Origin of the sequence: Nonomuraea sp. NPDC052265, from assembly GCF_044547985.1 — a bacterium.
GTDB lineage: Bacteria > Actinomycetota > Actinomycetes > Streptosporangiales > Streptosporangiaceae > Nonomuraea.
This window is the reverse complement of sequence record NZ_JBIUBJ010000005.1, coordinates 168,968-187,061: the sequence shown is the minus strand read 5'-3', so window position 1 is coordinate 187,061 and position 18,094 is coordinate 168,968. Positions and strand designations below refer to the sequence as shown.

Genomic DNA, 18,094 nt, shown 5'->3' with positions numbered 1-18,094 from the left:
CTGTGAGAATCCCCCCTTGGAGTGATCATGCGCTTGCGCGTATTCGCCGCCGCCCTGGCGGCACTCTCCGTCACCGCCCTGTCCGGCTGCGGCGGGACCGGCGCCTCAGGCGGCGACGCGTCCCTGCGGATCATGGCCCCCGCGGCGGCCGGCGGCGGCTGGGACCAGACCGCCCGCACGGCCGAGCAGGCGCTCAAGACGGCCGACCCCAAGCGCAAGGTCGAGGTCTACAACGTGCCGGGCGCGGGCGGCACGATCGGCCTGGCCCAGCTCGCCGGCGAGAAGGGCAACGGCAACCTGCTGATGACCATGGGCCTGGTCATGGTGGGCGCCATCGAGCAGAACAAGTCGAAGGTCACCCTGGCCGAGACCACCCCCATCGCCAAGCTGACCGAGGAGTACGAGATCGTCGTGGTCCCGGCGGACTCCCCGTTCAAGACGCTGGCCGACATGGTCGCCGCGTGGAAGGCCGACCCGGCGAAGGTCTCCGTGGCGGGCGGCTCGGCGGGCGGCACCGACCACATCGTGGCCGGGCTGATGGCCAAGGCCGCCGGCGTGGACCCCAAGCAGGTCAACTACATCGCGCACTCCGGCGGCGGCGAGGCGCTCAACGCGCTGCTGGGCAGCAAGGTCAGCGCGGGCATCTCGGGCGTCGGCGAGTTCGCCGAGCACGTGAAGTCCGGCAAGCTGCGGGCGCTGGCCGTCAGCAGCGGCTCGCGCGTGGCCGGCCTGGACGCGCCGACCCTCAAGGAGGGCGGCCTGGACGTCGAGCTGGCCAACTGGCGCGGCTTCGTCGCCCCCGGCGGCCTGGACGAGGCCGCCAAGAAGTCCCTCACCGACCTGGTCACCAAGATGCACGACTCCCAGCCGTGGAAGGACGCCGTCGCCAAGAACGGCTGGATCGACTCCTTCCAGACCGGGCAGCAGTTCGCCGACTACCTGAAGTCCGAGGAGACCAAGGTCAAGGGCATCATCGCCGAAATGGGGCTCGTGTCCTGATGGCTCGCTGGTGGCGGCCCGAACTCGGGCTGGCGGTCGTGGTGCTCGGGCTGGGCGTGTTCGTGTTGGTCGGCACGCTCGACGTCTCGGCCGCGGCCTCCCAGCTCGGCCTCGGGCCGCGCTTCTTCCCCATGCTGGTCGGCGGGGCCATGGTGCTGATCGGCGCGCTCTACGTGATCGACGTGCTGCGCGGCGGCGCCGGCGACCCCGAGGAGAGCGAGGACGTGGACGCGGACGCGCCCACCGACTGGCGCAGCGTCGGGCTGGTCAGCGGCGTCTTCCTGGCCTTCGCCGCGCTCCTGGACGTGCTCGGCTGGGTCATCGGCTCCGGCCTGCTGTTCTTCGGCCTGTCGGTCGCGCTCGGGGCCGAGCACAAACTGCGGGCCGCCGTGGTGGCCTTGGTCCTCGGCGTGACGACGTACCTGCTGTTCGTCAAGGGGCTCGGCGTCTCGCTGCCGGCCGGGCCGCTCGGCGGGGTGATCTGAGATGGGCTCGATCGACCTCCTGATGGACGGCTTCGCCGCCGCGCTCACCCCCGTCAACCTCCTGTACGCCCTGATCGGCGTCACCCTCGGCACCCTGGTCGGCGTGCTGCCCGGCATCGGGCCCGCGATGACCGTGGCGCTGCTGCTGCCGATCACCTTCACCGTGCCGCCGGCCAGCGCGTTCATCATGTTCGCCGGCATCTACTACGGCGGCATGTACGGCGGCTCGACCACCTCCATCCTGCTCAACACGCCCGGCGAGTCGTCCTCCATGATCACCGCCCTGGAGGGCAACAAGATGGCCAGGCGCGGGCGGGCGGCGCAGGCCCTGGCCACGGCGGCCATCGGGTCGTTCGTGGCGGGCACGATCGCCACGGCGCTGCTGGTGGTGGCCGCGCCCGCCGTGGCGAGCTTCGCGATCTCGTTCGGCCCCGAGGACTACTTCGCGCTGGCGATCCTGGCCTTCACCGCCGTGTCGTCGGTGCTGTCCCGCTCGATCGTGCGCGGGCTGGCCTCCCTGGGGCTGGGGCTGGTGATCGGCCTGATCGGCATCGACCAGCAGACCGGTCAGGCGCGGCTCACGCTGGGTGTCCCGCAACTGCTCGACGGCATCGACGTGGTGATCGTCGCGGTGGGCCTGTTCGCCGTCGGCGAGGCCCTGTACGTGGCCTCCAGGCTGCGGCACGCCACCCCCGAGGTGGTGCCCGTGGGCCGGGCGTGGATGGGCCGCGCCGACTGGCGGCGCTCGTGGTTGCCGTGGCTGCGCGGGACCGCGCTCGGGTTCCCGTTCGGCGCGCTGCCCGGCGGTGGCGCGGAGATCCCGACCTTCCTGTCGTACGCGGCCGAGAAGCGCCTGGCCAAGGGCGTGGCCAAGGAGGAGTACGGCAAGGGCGCGATCGAGGGCGTCGCGGGCCCGGAGGCGGCCAACAACGCCTCGGCGGCCGGGACCCTGGTCCCGCTGCTCACGCTGGGCCTGCCCACGTCGGCCACGGCCGCCATCCTGCTGGCCGCCTTCCAGCAGTACGGCCTGCAACCCGGCCCGCAGCTCTTCGACCACAACCCGGCCCTGGTGTGGGCGATGATCGCCTCGCTGTTCGTCGGCAACACGATGCTGCTCGTGCTGAACCTGCCGCTGGCGCCCCTGTGGGCCCGCGTCCTGCGCATCCCCCGGCCGTACCTGTACGCCGGGATCGTGCTGTTCGCCGCGCTCGGCGTCTACGCCCTGAACGGCACGGTCGTGGACCTGTTCGTCCTGTACGTCCTCGGCCTGCTCGGGTTCTCCATGCGCCGCTTCGGCCTGCCCGTCGCGCCCGCGGTGATCGGCATGATCCTCGGGCCGATGGCCGAGATCCAGCTCCGCCGCGCGCTCGCCATCGGCGCGGGCGACGTGAGCGTGCTGGTACGCAGCCCGATCGCCGCCGTGCTCCTCGCCCTGGCCCTGCTCGCGCTGCTCACGCCGCTGTTGCGGCGGCTGATGGCACGCCGGGGCGTCGATGCGGTCACACCCGTGTCACGCGAGGACTGACCGGCCCGCCCACCGGGAACGACGCCCGGTGGTTCTTGGGGCCGGTGCCTCCCTTCCCGGAGGCGCGGTGCTCACGGGCGCGGCTCCTCGGTGGCCCCGTCGATATGTCCGGATCGGCGGGACCACCAGGGGTCCCGCCGATGTGCCGGACCTACTCCGAGACGCCCAGCTTCTCCAGGATGAGCTGCCGGGCGCGGGCCGCGTCGGCCTTGCCGCGACTGGCCTTCATCACGCCACCGACCAGCGCACCGGCGGCGGCGATCTTCCCGGAACGCACCTTCTCGGCCGCGTCCGCGTTGTCGGCCAGCACCTGGTCGATGATCGCCGACAGCTCGCCCTCGTCGTTGACGATCTTCAGGCCGCGCGCCTCGACCACCTCGTCGGGTGTGCCCTCACCGGCCATCACGCCTTCGAGCACCTCCCGGGCGAGCTTGTCGTTGAGCGCGCCCGAGGCCACCAACTCGGTGACCTTGGCGATCTGGGCCGGCGTGATGGGCAGCTCGGCCAGCGGGACGCCGCTCTCGTTGGCGCGCCGCGCCAGCTCGCCCATCCACCACTTGCGCGCGTCGGCCGCCGGCGCGCCGGCCGCGACCGTGGCCTCGACCAGGTCGATCGCGTCGGCGTTGTGCATGGCCTGCATGTCGAGGTCGGACAGACCCCACTCGGCCTGCAGCCGCTTGCGCTTGACCGACGGCAGCTCGGGCAGCGCCGCCTTCAGCTCGGCCACCCACGCCGGGTCGGGCTCGATCGGCACCAGGTCGGGCTCCGGGAAGTACCGGTAGTCCTGGGCCTCCTCCTTGGACCGGCCGGACGTGGTGGTGCCGGTGTCCTCGTGGAAGTGCCGCGTCTCCTGGATGATCTTGCCGCCCTCGGCGAGGACGCCCGCCTGGCGCTCGATCTCGCTGCGCACCGCCCGCTCGACGCTGCGCAGCGAGTTGACGTTCTTGGTCTCGGTGCGGGTGCCCCACTCCGACGACCCGCGCGGCATGAGCGAGACGTTGACGTCGCAGCGCAGCGAGCCCTCCTCCATGCGCACGTCGGACACGCCGAGCGAGCGCATGATCTCGCGCAGCTCGGTGACGTACGCCTTGGCCACCTCCGGCGCGAGCCGGTCGGTGCCCGGGATGGGCTTGGTGACGATCTCCACCAGCGGGATGCCCGCGCGGTTGTAGTCGACGATCGAGTAGTCGGCCCCGTGGATGCGGCCGGTCGCGCCACCCATGTGGGTGGACTTGCCGGTGTCCTCCTCCAGGTGCACCCGCTCGATCTCGATGCGCACGATCTCGCCGCCGATCTCGACGTCGACGTAGCCGTCGAAGCAGAGCGGCTCGTCGTACTGGGAGATCTGGTAGTTCTTCGGCATGTCCGGATAGAAGTAGTTCTTCCGGGCGAAGCGGCACCACTCGGCGATCGAGCAGTTCAGCGCCAGGCCGATGCGGATCGTCGACTCGATGGCCATGGCGTTGGCCACGGGCAGCGAGCCGGGCAACGCCAGGCAGGTCGGGCAGACCTGCGTGTTGGCCGGGGCGCCGAAGGCGGTCTTGCAACCGCAGAACATCTTCGACTTGGTGCCGAGCTCGACGTGCGTCTCCAGCCCGAGCACCGGCTCGAACCTGTCGAGCGCTTCGTCATAGACCATGGTCATAGCGACGGGGCCTCCTTCAGCAGCGGGCCGCCCCAGCGGCTCTCCAGGGCCTTCTCGACGGCGGCGCCGACGCGGTAGCAACGGTCGTCGGCCAGAACCGGGGCCATGATCTGCAGGCCGACCGGCAGGTTGTCCTCGTCGGCCAGGCCGCACGGCACCGAGATGGCCGCGTTGCCCGCGAGGTTGGACGGGATGGTGCACAGGTCGGCGAGGTACATCGCCATCGGGTCGTCGGTGCGCTCGCCCAGCCGGAAGGCCGTGGTCGGCGTGGTGGGCGAGACCAGCACGTCGACCTGCTCGTAGGCCGCCTGGAACTCGCGCGAGATGACCGTGCGCACCTTCTGCGCCTGGCCGTAGTAGGCGTCGTAGTAGCCGCTGGACAGCGCGTACGTGCCCAGCATGATGCGCCGCTTGACCTCGGGGCCGAACCCGGCGGCCCTGGTCAGCGCCATGACCTCCTCGGCGCTGCGGGTGCCGTCGTCGCCGACGCGCAGGCCGTAGCGCATGGCGTCGAAGCGGGCCAGGTTGGACGAGCACTCCGACGGCGCGATCAGGTAGTACGCCGGCAGCGCGGTCGTGAACGACGGGCAGGACACCTCGACGACCGTGGCGCCCAGCGACTCGAGCAGCTTGACGACCTCGTGGTAGCGGGCCAGCACGCCCGGCTGGTAGCCCTCGCCGGCGAACTCCTTGACCACGCCGATGCGCATGCCGGCCACGTCGGGGTTCCTGGCCGCCTCGACGACGCTCGGGACCGGCGCGTCGACCGACGTGGAGTCCATCGGGTCGTGCCCGGAGAACGCCTCCTGCAGCAGCGCCGCGTCGAGCACGTTCCGCGCGAACGGCCCCGGCGTGTCGAGCGAGCTCGCGAACGCGATCAGCCCGTAGCGGGAAGAACCGCCGTAGGTGGGCTTCATGCCCACGATGCCCGTGACGGCGGCCGGCTGCCGGATCGAGCCACCGGTGTCGGTGCCGGTGGACAGCGGCGCCTCGTACGCGGCGACGGCCGCGCTGGACCCGCCGGACGAGCCGCCCGGGATCCTGTCCAGGTCCCACGGGTTGCGGGTCGGGTGGTAGGCGGAGTTCTCCGTGGAGGAGCCCATGGCGAACTCGTCGAGGTTCGTCTTGCCGAGGATGACCAGCCCGGCCTCGCGCAGGCGCGCGGTCACGGTCGCGTCGTACGGCGGCCGCCAGCCTTCGAGGATCCTGGACCCGGCCGTGGTCGGCATGTCGCGGGTGGCGAAGATGTCCTTGTGCGCGACGGGCACCCCGGCCAGCGGCCCGAGCTTCTCGCCCGCGCGCAGCCGGGCGTCGACCGCCCGCGCCTGCTCAAGGGTCGTCTCCCGGTCGACGTGCAGGAACGCCTGGACCTTGGGCTCCACCTCGGCCATGCGGTCGAGGTGCGCCTCGGCCACCTCGGCGGCCGACACCTCACCCGCGGCGATCATCGCGCCCAGCTCGGCGGCGGTCTTGCGGATCAGACTCATGCCTCCTCCCCGAGGATGCGTGGCACACGGAAGCGGTCGTCCTCGACGGCGGGAGCGCCGGAAAGGGCCTGCTCGGGCGTCAGGGACTGTCGCACCTCGTCGGCACGGAAGACATTGGTCAACGGAAGCGCGTGCGACGAAGGCGGCACGTCCTCGGCGGCGACCTCGGCCACCTTCGCGACCGACTCGATGATGGCATCGAGCTGGGTGGCGTAGTGGTCGAGCTCGTCGTCGGTGAGCGCCAGCCTGGACAACCGGGCCAGGTGCGCGACCTCGTCGCGGGTTATGGCGGACATGAGTCGTTGAACCCGTTTCGTGGATGGAGTTTGGGACACTGCCATCCTAGAGGGCTTGACGCCGCAGGCCCGAACCCTTAACCCGGCGGAAACACGCTCATCCGTAGAGCTGGTCCAGGCCGATCGCCAGCACGTCGCTCTCCTGGACGATCCCGGCCCCGATCTCGCCCGGCGACTTTCCCAGGACCTCGAGTTCCAGCAGGTGGAACTGACGGCACATCTCCTCGAAGTGCGGGCCGAGCACTTGGTCGCTGAAACTGGCCCTGGCGTTCTCCCAGGCGTTGGTGGCCAGGCCGCTCTCCAGCAAGCCCCATGGAGTCCCGCGTCTCCGTCTCCTCTTCGAGGACATGGCGAGCTTCCTTGAAGAGCGGGGTCGTGGACCGGAGCACCGTTCGCCGCACCCAGTCGTCGAAGTCACCGAGGTCTTTCGGCCTGTCGTTGTCGACCAAGGGCGGGTAGGCGGGCGTTCCTCCGGTCACCGCATGCAGCTGACGGCCAGCCGCGGGCGACGAAGTCGAGTCCTGTAATCGTTCAAGCCGTCTGGGTGACCTCGGGCTGGAAGCCGAACTCGACCGCCGACGCCGCCTCGCAGTGGTCCCTCAGCCAGACTGTGGCCTCGGAAGCCGGCATGGGCTGGCAGAACAACCACCCCTGGCCCAGGTCGCAGCCCATCTCGGCCAGGCGCAGGGCGACCTCGTCGGACTCCACGCCCTCGGCCACCGAGCGCAGGCCCAGCGAGCGCACCAGGTCGACGATCGACCGGACGATGCGGTCGTCGTCCTCGGACTCGGCGATGCGGCGGACGAACGAGGCGTCGATCTTGACCTCGGAGACCGCCAGGCGCTGGAGCCTGATCAGCGAGGAGTAGCCGGTGCCGAAGTCGTCGAGGGACAGGGGCACGCCGAGCGCGGCCAGCGCCTTGATGGTCTCCTGGGTGTAGGCCTGGTCGCCGGTCAGGATGCGTTCGGTGACCTCCAGCTGGATGGCGGCGGGCGGCAGGCCGTAGCGGGTCAGGCCCACCTCCAACTGCTCGGGCAGCGCCGCGTCGAGCAGGTCGCGGGCGGAGATGTTGACCGAGATCTGCATGTGCAGGCCGGTGTGCCACCAGCGGGCGGCCTGCTCCAGCGCGGCCTCGATGACGTATTCGGTGAGCTGGCGCATCAGGTACGTCTGCTCGGCCAGCGGGACGAAGTCCGACGGCGGGATCGGCCCGTGCACCGGATGGCGCCAGCGCAGCAGGGCCTCCACCCCGGTCACCGCGCCGCCGGTCAGGCCGATCTTGGGCTGGTAGTGCAGTTGCAGCTCGCGGTTGTCGATGGCGCGGCGCAGGTCGCCCAGCAGGTTGAGCCGTTCGGGCGAGTTACGGTCTTTGTCAGGCTGGTAGAGCTCCACCCCGGTACGCCCCTCCTTGGCCAGGTACATGGCCACGTCGGCGCGTTGCAGCAGCAGCTCGAAGTCGGGGGCGTGGTCGGGGTAGAGCGCGATGCCGACCGAGCCGTCGAGGTCGAAGCTCATGCCCTCCAGGCGTACGGGCTCGGTCAGGGCGGCCCGCAGCCTGGCGGCCACCTCCCTGGCGGCGTTGGCGTCCCTGATCGAGGGGAGCAGCACGGCGAACTCGTCGCCGCCGAGCCTGGCCACCACGTCGCCCGGACGTACGGAATGGGTCAGCCGGTGGGCCACCATCTGCAGCAGGCGGTCGCCCACCGGATGGCCCATCGTGTCGTTGACCTCCTTGAACCGGTCGAGGTCGAGGAGGAACAGACCGACCCGCTCGTCCTGGCGGGACTCGGCCAGCGCCTCCTCCGTGCTGACGATGAGCATCTTGCGGTTGGGCAGGCCGGTCAGCTCGTCGTGCAGGGCCTGGTGGTCGCGGCGCATGGAGAGCGTGGCGGTGAAGTAGACGGCGGCCAGGGGGGCGACGAAGAGCGGCACGAGACCGGGCGAATGGTCCATCACCACGACGACCAGCGGCGCGAGGCCGAGCAACGCCGTGTAGACGAGCCCCTGCGGACCGGCGGTGACCCGCAGCACGCGGACGATCGAACGCCGCTCGTGCAGCGCGACCGCCCCCGACACCAGCGCGGCCCTGGTGGCGAAGTAGGCCACCCCGGCCAGCGCGATGGCCGGCAGGTCGGCCCCCCTCGGCACCCACGGCACGGCCGGACCCGGCACGATGCCGAACAGCCCGAGCACGACGGCGGCGGCGGTGAGCGCGAGGGTGGACTGGGCGACGTTGAACATGACCCGGTGCCACGCCTTGCGCGTCACGACGCCGTTCATGGCGATGGCGACGGCCTGCATGAGCACGGCGGTGGACAGCCCGAAGTGCAGCAGGACCGCGAAGGTGAACATGGTCGACGGGTACGTGCCGCCGACCGCGGTCGCCGAGGACACCATGACGGGCCGCAGCTCGCCCAGCACCACGAGAACCGCCAGCACCCAGAACAACGGTGTACGGGCGAGCTCCGCCAGCGCGACCAAATCCAGCCGGAGCAGCGCCACGACCAGTGCGGTGAAGCCGATCACGGTGATGCCCGCGAGGAACGCCCAGAGCGGCGTGCCGACGCGCGGTCCGGTGTCACGGGTGTCGGTTGGGTCAGTCATCGGTAACAGAACCCCCATTAGGTCACTATGGGAGGGTACGACCTTCACCCCACTTCGCGAAACCAAGCGCGTACGTTCCGTCACTTCTCCTTTCCGACATATACCCAAAAACCACTATGGGTAGCGCGGACATCGACGGTCCGTACACCATCCTGATCCCCGGCCCGCCGGGCACGCATCCGCGAAGTCACCGAACACGAGCCCCGGCGCAAGGGCGAGCCGGCCCGTTCGCTACGCCTCCTCGGTGACCGCCACCCGCGCCGCGGCCTCCGGGCCCTCCTTCAGCAGCACCTCGAACCCCTGCTCGTCGAGGATCGGCACCTTCAGGCTGACCGCCTTGTCATACTTCGACCCAGCGTTCTCCCCCGCCACCAGGAACGACGTCTTCTTCGACACCGATCCGGCCACCTTCCCGCCCCGGCCGGTCAGCGCCTCGGACGCGGTGTCACGCGTGTACGCCTCCAGCGTCCCCGTGACCACGAACGTCAGCCCCTCCAAAATCTGGGGCTCCGTCTTCTCCGGAGCGGGTCCGTCGTCCATCCGCACGCCGGCCGCCCGCCACCGCTCGACGATCTCCCGGTGCCAGTCGACCTCGAACCACTCCCGGATCGTCGCCGCCACCCGCGGCCCGATGCCCTTGATCGAGGCCAGCTCCTCCTCCGAGGCGTTCATGATGGCGTCGATCGACCTCATGGAATCGGCGAGGTCACGGGCCGTCGGCGGCCCGACGTGCCGGATCGACAGCGCGACCAGCACCTGCGCGAGCGGCGCCGCCTTGGCCCGGGCGAGCTCGTCGACCAGCGTGCGGGCGGCCTGGCTGGGCCCGCCGTCGAGGTTGGCGAACAGGGAGACGACCTTCTGCTCGCCGGTCTCGGGGTCGAGCTTGGGCAGCCCGGTGTCCTGGTCGCGGACGACCGACCGGATGGGCATGAGCTGCTCGATCGTCAGGTCGAACAGGTCGGCCTCGGTGCGCAGGACGGGCTCCTGCGGCGGCACCGGCTGGGTGAGCGCGGTCGCCGCGACGTAGCCCAGCCCGTCGATGTCGAGCGCGCGCCGCCCGGCCGCGAAGTAGAGGCGCTCGCGGATCTGCGCGGGGCAACTACGGGCGTTGGGGCAGCGCAGGTCGGCGTCGCCCTCCTTCTCGTAGGCCAGCTCGGTGCCGCACTCCGGGCAGTGGGTCGGCATGACGAACTCCCGCTCGGAGCCGTCGCGCAACGCCGTGACCGCGCCGACGATCTCGGGGATGACGTCGCCCGCCTTGCGCAGCACCACGGTGTCGCCGACGAGCACGCCCTTCTTGATCACCGTGGCCGCGTTGTGCAGGGTGGCCCGCTCGACGGTCGAGCCCGCGACCACGATGGGCTGCATCACCGCGTACGGCGTGACCCGGCCGGTGCGGCCGACCCCCACCTGGATGTCGAGCAGCTTGGTGTTGACCTCCTCCGGCGGGTATTTGTAGGCGATCGCCCACCGCGGGGCCCGCGAGGTGGACCCCAGCTCCCGCTGCGTACGGAAGTCGTCGACCTTGACCACGACCCCGTCGATCTCGTACGCCGGATCGTGCCGGTGCACCCGGTAGTGCTCGATGAACTCCTCGACCTCGGTGAGGCCGGGCACCACCTTGAACAGGTCGCTGACCGGCAGCCCGAACTCGCGCAGCCGCTCGTAGACCTCGGACTGGGCGCGCGGCACGGCCGAGCCCTCCCAGATGCCGATGCCGTGCACGAGCATGCGCAGCGGACGCTGCGCGGTGACGCGCGAGTCCTTCTGCCGCAGCGTGCCCGCCGCCGAGTTCCGCGGGTTGGCGAACGGCTGCTTGCCCTGCTCCACGAGCTGCTCGTTGAGCTGCCTGAAGCCTTCGACCGGGATGTAGACCTCGCCGCGCACCTCGACCAGGCTCGGGACGCCCTCGCCCTTGAGCCGGTGGGGCACCCCCTTGATCGTGCGGACGTTGGCCGTGACGTCGTCGCCGACGCGCCCGTCGCCCCGGGTCGCGCCGCGCTCCAGCTTGCCGTCGCGGTAGACGAGCGCGATGGCCAGCCCGTCGATCTTCAGCTCGCACAGGTAGGGCCCCGGGTCGCGCTCGGCCAGCCGCTCGACGCGGGCCATCCAGGCGGCCATGTCGGCCCCGTCGAAGGCGTTGTCGAGGCTCTCCATGCGGTTGAGGTGACCGACCTTGACGAAGTCGCCCGAGACCGGCGCGCCCACCTTCTGGGTGGGCGAGTCGGGCGTCTGCAGCTCCGGATGGGCCTCCTCCAGCGTCAGCAGCTCGCGGAACCACTCGTCGAACTGCGCGTCGCTGACCGTCGGCTGGTCGAGCACGTAGTAGCGCCAGCGCGCGTCCTCGACCAGCTCGCTCAGCTCCGCATGCCGCTTGAGCGCGGCCACGGGCACGCCCCCGACCTCGGTGTCACGCTCGCTCACGCTGGGTCTCCTTCCACGTCCGACACGCTGAGCAAACGCTACCGCCGGGCCCCGACAGGAACGACTCCCCCGGTCAGCCGCCCTGGGCCCAGACGCCTTCCCAGACCGAGCAGTTACCGGTGATCTTCCTTGCCGTGCCCCGGCAGACCCTGCCCTCGATGGAGAGCATGTAGCCGGTCTTGACCGAGAACTCCAGCGGCTCGGTGCCCGAGCAGTTGCGGTACGTCTTGTGCCCGTCGCCGCCGCCGTCCTTGACCCAGCGGAACTGCAACCACGAGCACCCCGTACGGCCGGGGAAGTCGTACAGCCTGCCGCTGACCACGAACCCGGGCCGGTCGAGCAGGACCTTGCCCTTGGCCTTACCGGCCCGGTCGGCGGAGTAGATCGACCCCCAGCTCCAGACCTCGGGGTTGGCCGAGGCCTCGGCGGGGACGGCGATCGAGGCGGACGCGATCAGCATGGTGGCACCGACGGCCAGCGAGCGAACAATCATGGCCCGCACGCTACTCAGCCGCCTTGCATCCCACTTGCCGGATCTCCCTTGAGGGACGCTGCTCAACCGCCTTGCCCGCTCGCCGGATCGTCCTCGCGGGACGCTGCTCAGCCGCCCTGCATCCCGCTTGCCGGATCGTCCTTGAGCACCTGGGCGGCCTTCCTGCACGCCGCCAGGGCCGCCCGCGCATACCGGGGCGAGGCCCCGGCGAGGCCGCAGGCGGGCGTCAGCGTGACCTTGGCGGCCAGGCCCTCGGGCGCGAACCCGAGCCGCCGCCACAGCTCGACGGCGGGTCTGGCGACCACCCCGGCGTCCGGCAGCGCGACGTCCCTGCCCGGGACGACGCCCAGCAACAGCCCCGCCCCGGCTTCAAAGAGCTCGCCGAGCTCTTCGTCGTCCCGGCGGCGCAGCAGCGACGCGTCGACCGACACGGCCCGCGCCCCGGCCCGCCGCAGCAGCGCGTAGGGCACCCCGGGCGCGCAGCAGTGGACCACCGGATCGGGGAACAGCCGCAACGCATCCTCCACCCGCCACTCCTCGACCGCCGCGAGCCGCCCGAACCCCGACGCGGTCGGGACCGTGCCCGCCAGGACGCCCGGCAGCCCCGGCTCGTCGAGCTGGAGCACGATCTCGGTGACGCCGGGCAGCCGCCGCCGCACCTCGGCGCAGTGGTCGGCGACCCCCTGGGCCAGCGACGCGACCAGGTCGCGCACGGCCCCCGCGTCGGAGAGCATCTTGTCGCCGAACCTCAGCTCAAGCGCGCCGGCCAGCGTCCACGGCCCGCACACCTGGAGCTTGAGCGGCCCGGAGTAGTCGTGCGCGACCTCCTCCAGCCCGTCGAGGTCGCGGCGCAGGTGATCGACGGCCCGCCGGTGGTCGCGACCCGGCCGGTCGGCCAGCCGCCACCCGGACGGCTGCACCTCGGCCGGGAGATCCACCAGCAGCCCGGCCGTCCTGCCGATCATGTCGGCGCCGACCCCTCGGGCCGGCAGCTCCGGCAGGTACGGCAGACCGAGCAATTCTCCGAACACGACACGGATCGCCTCAAGATGATCCTCACCCGGATGCGACCCGACCCCGGTGGCTTCCCACGTAGACATGGTCACAAGCGTAGGCTCTGCCGAATGGAGCTCACCAAACTCACGCACGCCTGCGTACGCCTTGAGAAGAACGGCAAGGTCCTGGTCATCGATCCGGGCACCTTCTCGCAGGAGCCGGTGCTCGACGGGGTCGACGCGGTGCTCATCACCCACCAGCACTTCGACCATTTCGACATCGAGAAGCTGAAGGCCGCCCCGGCCGGGATCGAGGTCTGGACCTGCGAGGGCGTCGCGGCCGAGCTGACCGACGTGCCGGTCAAGGTCCAGGTGGTCCGGCACGGCGACTCCTTCGACGCGGCGGGTTTCCGGGTGAAGGCGTTCGGCGAGTGGCACACCAAGAACCACCCGGATGCGCCTGTCGTCCAGAACGTCGGTTTCATGCTTGACGACGAGGTGTTCTACCCGGGCGACGCGCTCACGTTGCCCGGCGTCGACGTGCCCACCCTGCTGGCGCCCACCAACGCTCCTTGGATGAAGCTCAGCGAGATGGTCGAATACCTGCGGACGCTGCGCCCGGCCCGCGCGTTCTCCACGCATGACGGCCTGCTCAACGACATCGGCCTGTCGCTGGTGGACAACTACCTGGAGCTGGAGTCCGAGAAGCAGGGCGCCGACATGCGCCGGCTCAAGGTCGGCGAGTCGGTGACGCTCCCCTAGGCGGCCGAGACGATGGTGGCCGAGCCGATGACCGTGTCGCCGGAGTACAGCACGGCCGCCTGGCCCGCCGCGACGCCGGTGGCCGGGCGGTCGAGGTCGATGCGCAGGCCGCCCCCGGCCTCCTCGAAGCGGCAGCCGTAGACCTCGCCGTGGGCCCTGAGCTGCACGGTCAGGTCGTCGGAGCGGGACGGGCCGTTCCAGACCGGGCGGACGCAGGTGATCGAGGTGACCTCCAGCGCCGCGCGCGGGCCGACCGTGACCGTGTTGGAGACCGGCTCGATCGACAACACGTAGCGCGGCCTGCCGTCGGCGGCCGGACGGTCGATGCGCAGGCCCTTGCGCTGGCCCACCGTGAACCCGTGGGCGCCCTGGTGGGTGCCCACCACCTCGCCCTCCTGGTCGACGATCGGGCCCTCCTCGGCGCCGAGCCGGCCGGCCAGGAAGCCGCGCGTGTCGCCGTCGGCGATGAAGCAGATGTCGTGGCTGTCGGGCTTGTCGGCGACGGTCAGGCCGCGCCGGGCGGCCTCCTCGCGCACCTCGGCCTTGGTGGAGCCGCCGAGCGGGAAGATCGCGTGGCTGAGCTGCTCACGGGTGAGCACCCCCAGCACGTACGACTGGTCCTTGCCCTGGTCGACGCTCCTGGACAGCACGCCGTCGGACAGCTTGGCGTGGTGGCCGGTCGCGACGGCGTCGAAGCCGAGGGCGAGCGCCCGGTCGAGCACCGCCTCGAACTTGATCTTCTCGTTGCACCGCAGGCACGGGTTGGGGGTGCGGCCCGCGGCGTATTCGGCCACGAAGTCCTCCACCACGTCGCGCTGGAACCGCTCGGCCATGTCCCAGATGTAGAACGGGATGCCGATCACGTCGGCGGCTCGCCGCGCGTCGCGGGAGTCCTCGATCGTGCAGCAGCCCCGCGCGCCCGTGCGGTGGGATTGGGGGTTGGCCGACAGGGCCAGATGCACACCAGTGACGTCGTGACCGGCCTCGGCGATCCGGGCGGCGGCCACGGCGGAATCGACGCCGCCCGACATGGCGGCAAGCACACGCAGTCCCATGACCGTTCCAGCGTACTGTCCGGCGGGGAGTGCGCGGCCATCGGCTCCGTCTGGAAGGATTCAGCGCATGCGACTGTTCGGGCGCAAGGACGAAGAGGACGAGGCCGGCCGGCCCGGCGACGGCGTGGCCGGGTTCTGGGCGTGGTGGCAGGAGGCCAGGCCGCGGCTCGACCCGCTGGTGGCCGCGGGCGCGGCCGAGGGCATCGAGGAGCTGGTCGCCCCCGCCGTGGAAGCGATCCATCCCGGCCTGGTCTGGGAGGTGGCGCCCGGCAGGAACGCGGCCCACATCCTGGTGGTGACCGCGGCCGGCGACGCCGAGCTGCGCTCGCTCGCCCACCGCTGGGCCAGGGCCGCGCCGCCGGCCGACCTGTTGTGGGAGTTCCACCCGTCCCGGCAGGCCAATCCGCAGGCGCTGGAGCTGACGCTCGACGTGGGCGGGTTCGAGTTCGCGCTCGACAAGCTGGTGTTCGGGCTGCGCGTGCCGCGCGACCAGCCGCGGGTCGACGTGGCCGCCCACCACCCGATCTTCAGCGAGCTCGACGAGGAGACCCGCCTGGAGGCGGCGCTGCTCGCCCTCGACCGGCTGCTGGGCGAGGACGACGTGGCCAGGTGGGTGGGCGAGATCACACCCGCCACGTTCCAGCCGATCGACGCGGTCGCCGCCGTCCACCTGCCCGCCGTGATCGCCGACCTGGCCTCGGGTTACCAGGACGAGGAGTGGCTGATGCTCGAAGGCCGGACCGGCGAGGGCGCGCCGCTGGCCGCCACCGCGCGCTTCCCGCTGCGGCCCGTCGACCACCCGCTGTTCGACCAGCACATCGAGATCACGCTCCCGTACGCCCACCGCGACGACGACGGCCTGCCCGCCGGCGAGTCGCTGACGGCCCTGCGCGACTACGAGGAACGCCTGACCGGCCTCCTGCTCACGCTGCGCGACGACGCCCTGCTGGCCGCGCACCTGAGCGCCGCCGGCCAGCGGGTCGTCCACGTCTACGCCGACCCGGCCTCCGACGCGGCGACCCACGCCAGGGAGCTGATCGGGAGCTGGGAGGAGGGCGAGCCGCGGGTGGACGTCAGCAGTGACCCCGCCTGGGCCGCGGTCTCCCCCTTCCTCAGCTGAGCCCGGCCCTGCGGGCGCGTTCGACGGCCGCGGGCAGCACCTCGATCAGGCGGTCGACGTCGGCGCCGGTCGAGGTGTGGCCCAGGGTGAACCTGAGCGAGCCGCGCGCGGCGGCCGCGTCGGCGCCCATCGCGAGCAGCACGTGCGAGGGCTGCGCGACGCCCGCCGAGCAGGCCGAGCCGGTCGAGCACTCCACGCCCTTGGCGTCGAGCAGCATGAGCAGCGCGTCGCCCTCGCAGCCGGGGAAGGAGAAGTGGGCGTTGCCCGGCAGCCGGCCGGCCGGATCGCCGTTGAGCACGACGTCGGGGACGGCCTGGCGGACGCGCTGGATGAGCTCGTCGCGCAGCGCCGTCAGGCGGCGGCCCAGGGCCTCCTGCTCCTTCACGGCGGTCCGTACGGCGGCGGCGAGGCCCGCGATGGCGGGCGCGTCGAGCGTGCCGGAGCGCACGTCGCGCTCCTGGCCCCCGCCGTGTTGCACCGACACCGGCGTCAGCCCTCTGGCCAGGAGCAGCGCGCCCACGCCCATCGGGCCACCGACCTTGTGGCCGGTCAGCGTGAGGGCGTCGGCGCCCGAGTCGGCGAACGACACCGGGAGCTGCCCGATCGCCTGCACCGCGTCGGTGTGGAACGGGACGCCGTGGTCGTGGGCGACGGCCGCCAGCACGTGGACGGGCTGGATCGTGCCGACCTCGTTGTTGGCCCACATGACGCTGATCATGGCGACGTCGTCGGGGTCGCGCTCGATGGCGGCGCGCAGCGTGTCGGGATGGACCCGGCCGTACTCGTCGACGTCGAGCAGTTCGACCTCGGCGCCCTGGCTCTCGGCCAGCCACGTGGCCGGGTCGAGCGCGGCGTGGTGCTCGACGGAGCTGATCAGGATGCGCCGGCGCGGCCTGCGCGCCCAGTAGAGGCCCTTGATGGCGAGGTTGTCGGCCTCGGTGCCGCCCGAGGTGAACACGACCTCGCTCGGCCGGGCGCCCAGGGCGTCGGCGATGGTCTCGCGCGACTCCTCGACGACCCTGCGCACCTGACGGCCCGCGGCGTGCAGCGAGGAGGCGTTGCCGACGCGTTTGAGTTGCTCCGTCATGGCCTCGATCGCTTCGGGCAGCATGGGCGTGGTAGCCGCATGATCAAGATAGGCCGACGGTCGTGTCACCCAGCCAGGGTATCTCGTTTGCTACTGTACCGTCCGGACGGTACAGTTGACGCATGAGAAGGGACGAGTTGTTGGACGCGGCGGAAGACCTCCTGTGCGACCAGGGGTCGGCCGCGCTGACGCTGTCCGCCGTGGCCGACCGGGCCGGGGTGAGCAAGGGCGGCCTTCTTTACCACTTCGGCACCAAAGAGGCCCTGATCAAGGGCATGGTCGAACGGCTGATCGAAGAGTTCGACGACCTGATGGCCGCTCAGCCGGAGGGCACGTACACCGAGCGGTACCTCGGGGCCACGCTGGTCGCCGTGCGCTCGGGCCGGCTACGGAGATGGGCGGTCGTGACGGGCGCGTCGGGGAACCTCTTCCTGCTCGCGCCGCTGCGGGAGGCGATGTCCCGATGGCATCGGGAGGGGCTGGGCGACGAGCCCGACCCGCTGGCCTCGCAGATCGTACGGCTGGCGTGCGAGGGGTTGTGGGACGTGGCGAGCCATGATCCGCAGCTCAACACGGAAGCCGACCTGCGGGCCCTCGAAACCCGTCTGAGAGCCCTGCTCAAACCCGGCTGACCCCCGCCATCAGGCCGTATGTGCGGCTGTGTCGCGGGTCACCCTGGCCCCGGGAATGCTCCTGGGTCACTTCTGGTTCAGCTGTCGGAGCTTCTTCGCCGAAGCTCTTCCACGGCGGAACGGGATGGATGGGAGGGCGGGCCTGCGATGACGATTCACCGCACCCACGACCCCTGTCCCCCGGCTTCCAGCCGCCCACCGTCAAGACCCAACGCCTCGGCGACACCCGCCGGTCCGGCCCCTGCCGGACTGACGAGCGGGTTCGCGTCGGGCGACCGGTAGCCCCGGGCACTGGAGGGGCCGGTCGAGCGGCGCGGCCGTCCTGGCCGGTGACCCCGCTCAGGCGGACCGCCCGCATCCGGACGCCTGCCCCAAGGGCCCGGCACGGTCGCCGACCGGCACGAGGCAAGCCCGACCGGCACCAGCCGGTCGCCGCGCCCGAGCCGCCCCACTCAACCGCCCCAACCGCTCGACAACCCCACCAA

General features: G+C 71.5%; 16 protein-coding genes. 6 read left to right on the top strand and 10 right to left on the bottom strand.

The window, feature by feature from the left end; genetic code table 11:
* Positions 1 to 27: 27 nt before the first annotated feature.
* The 3 genes from ACIHAD_RS17780 to ACIHAD_RS17770 are packed head-to-tail and all read left to right on the top strand — an operon-like array spanning position 28 to position 3,009.
* Positions 28 to 999, top strand: a complete 972-nt coding sequence (locus ACIHAD_RS17780) for a tripartite tricarboxylate transporter substrate binding protein (RefSeq protein WP_397355557.1) — start codon at positions 28 to 30, stop codon at positions 997 to 999.
* A complete protein-coding gene (locus ACIHAD_RS17775) occupies positions 999 to 1,484 on the top strand; it encodes a tripartite tricarboxylate transporter TctB family protein (RefSeq protein WP_397355556.1) in 486 nt (161 codons plus the stop codon). Before ACIHAD_RS17780 ends, ACIHAD_RS17775 begins: the two co-directional genes overlap by 1 nt.
* A 1-nt stretch (position 1,485) precedes the next feature.
* Positions 1,486 to 3,009 (top strand): tripartite tricarboxylate transporter permease, encoded by a 1,524-nt coding sequence (locus ACIHAD_RS17770; RefSeq protein WP_397355555.1) that lies wholly within the window; start codon positions 1,486 to 1,488, stop codon positions 3,007 to 3,009.
* A gap of 151 nt (positions 3,010 to 3,160) precedes the next feature.
* On the opposite strand, the gene gatB is transcribed toward ACIHAD_RS17770, so the two are convergent.
* The 8 genes from gatB to ACIHAD_RS17730 all read right to left on the bottom strand — a co-directional run bounded on the left by gatB (position 3,161) and on the right by ACIHAD_RS17730 (position 13,058).
* Positions 3,161 to 4,648: an Asp-tRNA(Asn)/Glu-tRNA(Gln) amidotransferase subunit GatB gene (gatB, locus tag ACIHAD_RS17765; protein WP_397355897.1), complete on the bottom strand. Its 1,488-nt coding sequence runs from the start codon at positions 4,646 to 4,648 to the stop codon at positions 3,161 to 3,163.
* A 2-nt stretch (positions 4,649 to 4,650) separates the two neighbouring features.
* Positions 4,651 to 6,141 (bottom strand): Asp-tRNA(Asn)/Glu-tRNA(Gln) amidotransferase subunit GatA, encoded by a 1,491-nt coding sequence (gatA, locus tag ACIHAD_RS17760; protein WP_397355554.1) that lies wholly within the window; start codon positions 6,139 to 6,141, stop codon positions 4,651 to 4,653.
* On the bottom strand, positions 6,138 to 6,437 hold the full coding sequence (gatC, locus tag ACIHAD_RS17755; protein ID WP_101787882.1) for an Asp-tRNA(Asn)/Glu-tRNA(Gln) amidotransferase subunit GatC: 300 nt from the start codon (positions 6,435 to 6,437) through the stop codon (positions 6,138 to 6,140). Before gatC ends, gatA begins: the two co-directional genes overlap by 4 nt.
* A gap of 97 nt (positions 6,438 to 6,534) precedes the next feature.
* Complete coding sequence (locus tag ACIHAD_RS17750) at positions 6,535 to 6,744, bottom strand: hypothetical protein (protein WP_397355553.1); 210 nt, start codon at positions 6,742 to 6,744, stop codon at positions 6,535 to 6,537.
* A gap of 224 nt (positions 6,745 to 6,968) precedes the next feature.
* Positions 6,969 to 9,041, bottom strand: coding sequence for a putative bifunctional diguanylate cyclase/phosphodiesterase (locus ACIHAD_RS17745; protein WP_397355552.1), 2,073 nt, complete (start codon positions 9,039 to 9,041; stop codon positions 6,969 to 6,971).
* A gap of 231 nt (positions 9,042 to 9,272) precedes the next feature.
* Positions 9,273 to 11,465: an NAD-dependent DNA ligase LigA gene (ligA, locus tag ACIHAD_RS17740; protein WP_397355551.1), complete on the bottom strand. Its 2,193-nt coding sequence runs from the start codon at positions 11,463 to 11,465 to the stop codon at positions 9,273 to 9,275.
* Between the two features lie 73 nt (positions 11,466 to 11,538).
* On the bottom strand, positions 11,539 to 11,958 hold the full coding sequence (locus ACIHAD_RS17735) for a hypothetical protein (RefSeq protein WP_397355550.1): 420 nt from the start codon (positions 11,956 to 11,958) through the stop codon (positions 11,539 to 11,541).
* 107 nt (positions 11,959 to 12,065) lie between these two features.
* Positions 12,066 to 13,058 carry a methionine synthase gene (locus tag ACIHAD_RS17730; protein ID WP_397355549.1) on the bottom strand — a complete coding sequence of 331 codons (993 nt, stop codon included), beginning with the start codon at positions 13,056 to 13,058 and terminating at the stop codon, positions 12,066 to 12,068.
* 24 nt (positions 13,059 to 13,082) lie between these two features.
* On the opposite strand from ACIHAD_RS17730, the gene ACIHAD_RS17725 reads away from it, so the two are divergent.
* Positions 13,083 to 13,715, top strand: a complete 633-nt coding sequence (locus ACIHAD_RS17725) for an MBL fold metallo-hydrolase (RefSeq protein WP_397355548.1) — start codon at positions 13,083 to 13,085, stop codon at positions 13,713 to 13,715.
* Here the strand turns inward: ACIHAD_RS17725 and mnmA are convergent.
* Complete coding sequence (gene mnmA / locus ACIHAD_RS17720) at positions 13,712 to 14,770, bottom strand: tRNA 2-thiouridine(34) synthase MnmA (protein ID WP_397355547.1); 1,059 nt, start codon at positions 14,768 to 14,770, stop codon at positions 13,712 to 13,714. The genes ACIHAD_RS17725 and mnmA overlap by 4 nt on opposite strands.
* Positions 14,771 to 14,837: 67 nt before the next feature.
* Between mnmA and ACIHAD_RS17715 the strand changes: the two genes are divergently transcribed.
* On the top strand, positions 14,838 to 15,890 hold the full coding sequence (locus ACIHAD_RS17715) for a DUF695 domain-containing protein (RefSeq protein WP_397355546.1): 1,053 nt from the start codon (positions 14,838 to 14,840) through the stop codon (positions 15,888 to 15,890).
* On the opposite strand, the gene ACIHAD_RS17710 is transcribed toward ACIHAD_RS17715, so the two are convergent.
* Positions 15,883 to 17,046, bottom strand: coding sequence for a cysteine desulfurase family protein (locus tag ACIHAD_RS17710; RefSeq protein WP_397355545.1), 1,164 nt, complete (start codon positions 17,044 to 17,046; stop codon positions 15,883 to 15,885). The genes ACIHAD_RS17715 and ACIHAD_RS17710 overlap by 8 nt on opposite strands.
* Before the next feature lie 53 nt (positions 17,047 to 17,099).
* Between ACIHAD_RS17710 and ACIHAD_RS17705 the strand changes: the two genes are divergently transcribed.
* Positions 17,100 to 17,609: a TetR/AcrR family transcriptional regulator gene (locus tag ACIHAD_RS17705; RefSeq protein WP_397355544.1), complete on the top strand. Its 510-nt coding sequence runs from the start codon at positions 17,100 to 17,102 to the stop codon at positions 17,607 to 17,609.
* Positions 17,610 to 18,094 lie beyond the last annotated feature (485 nt).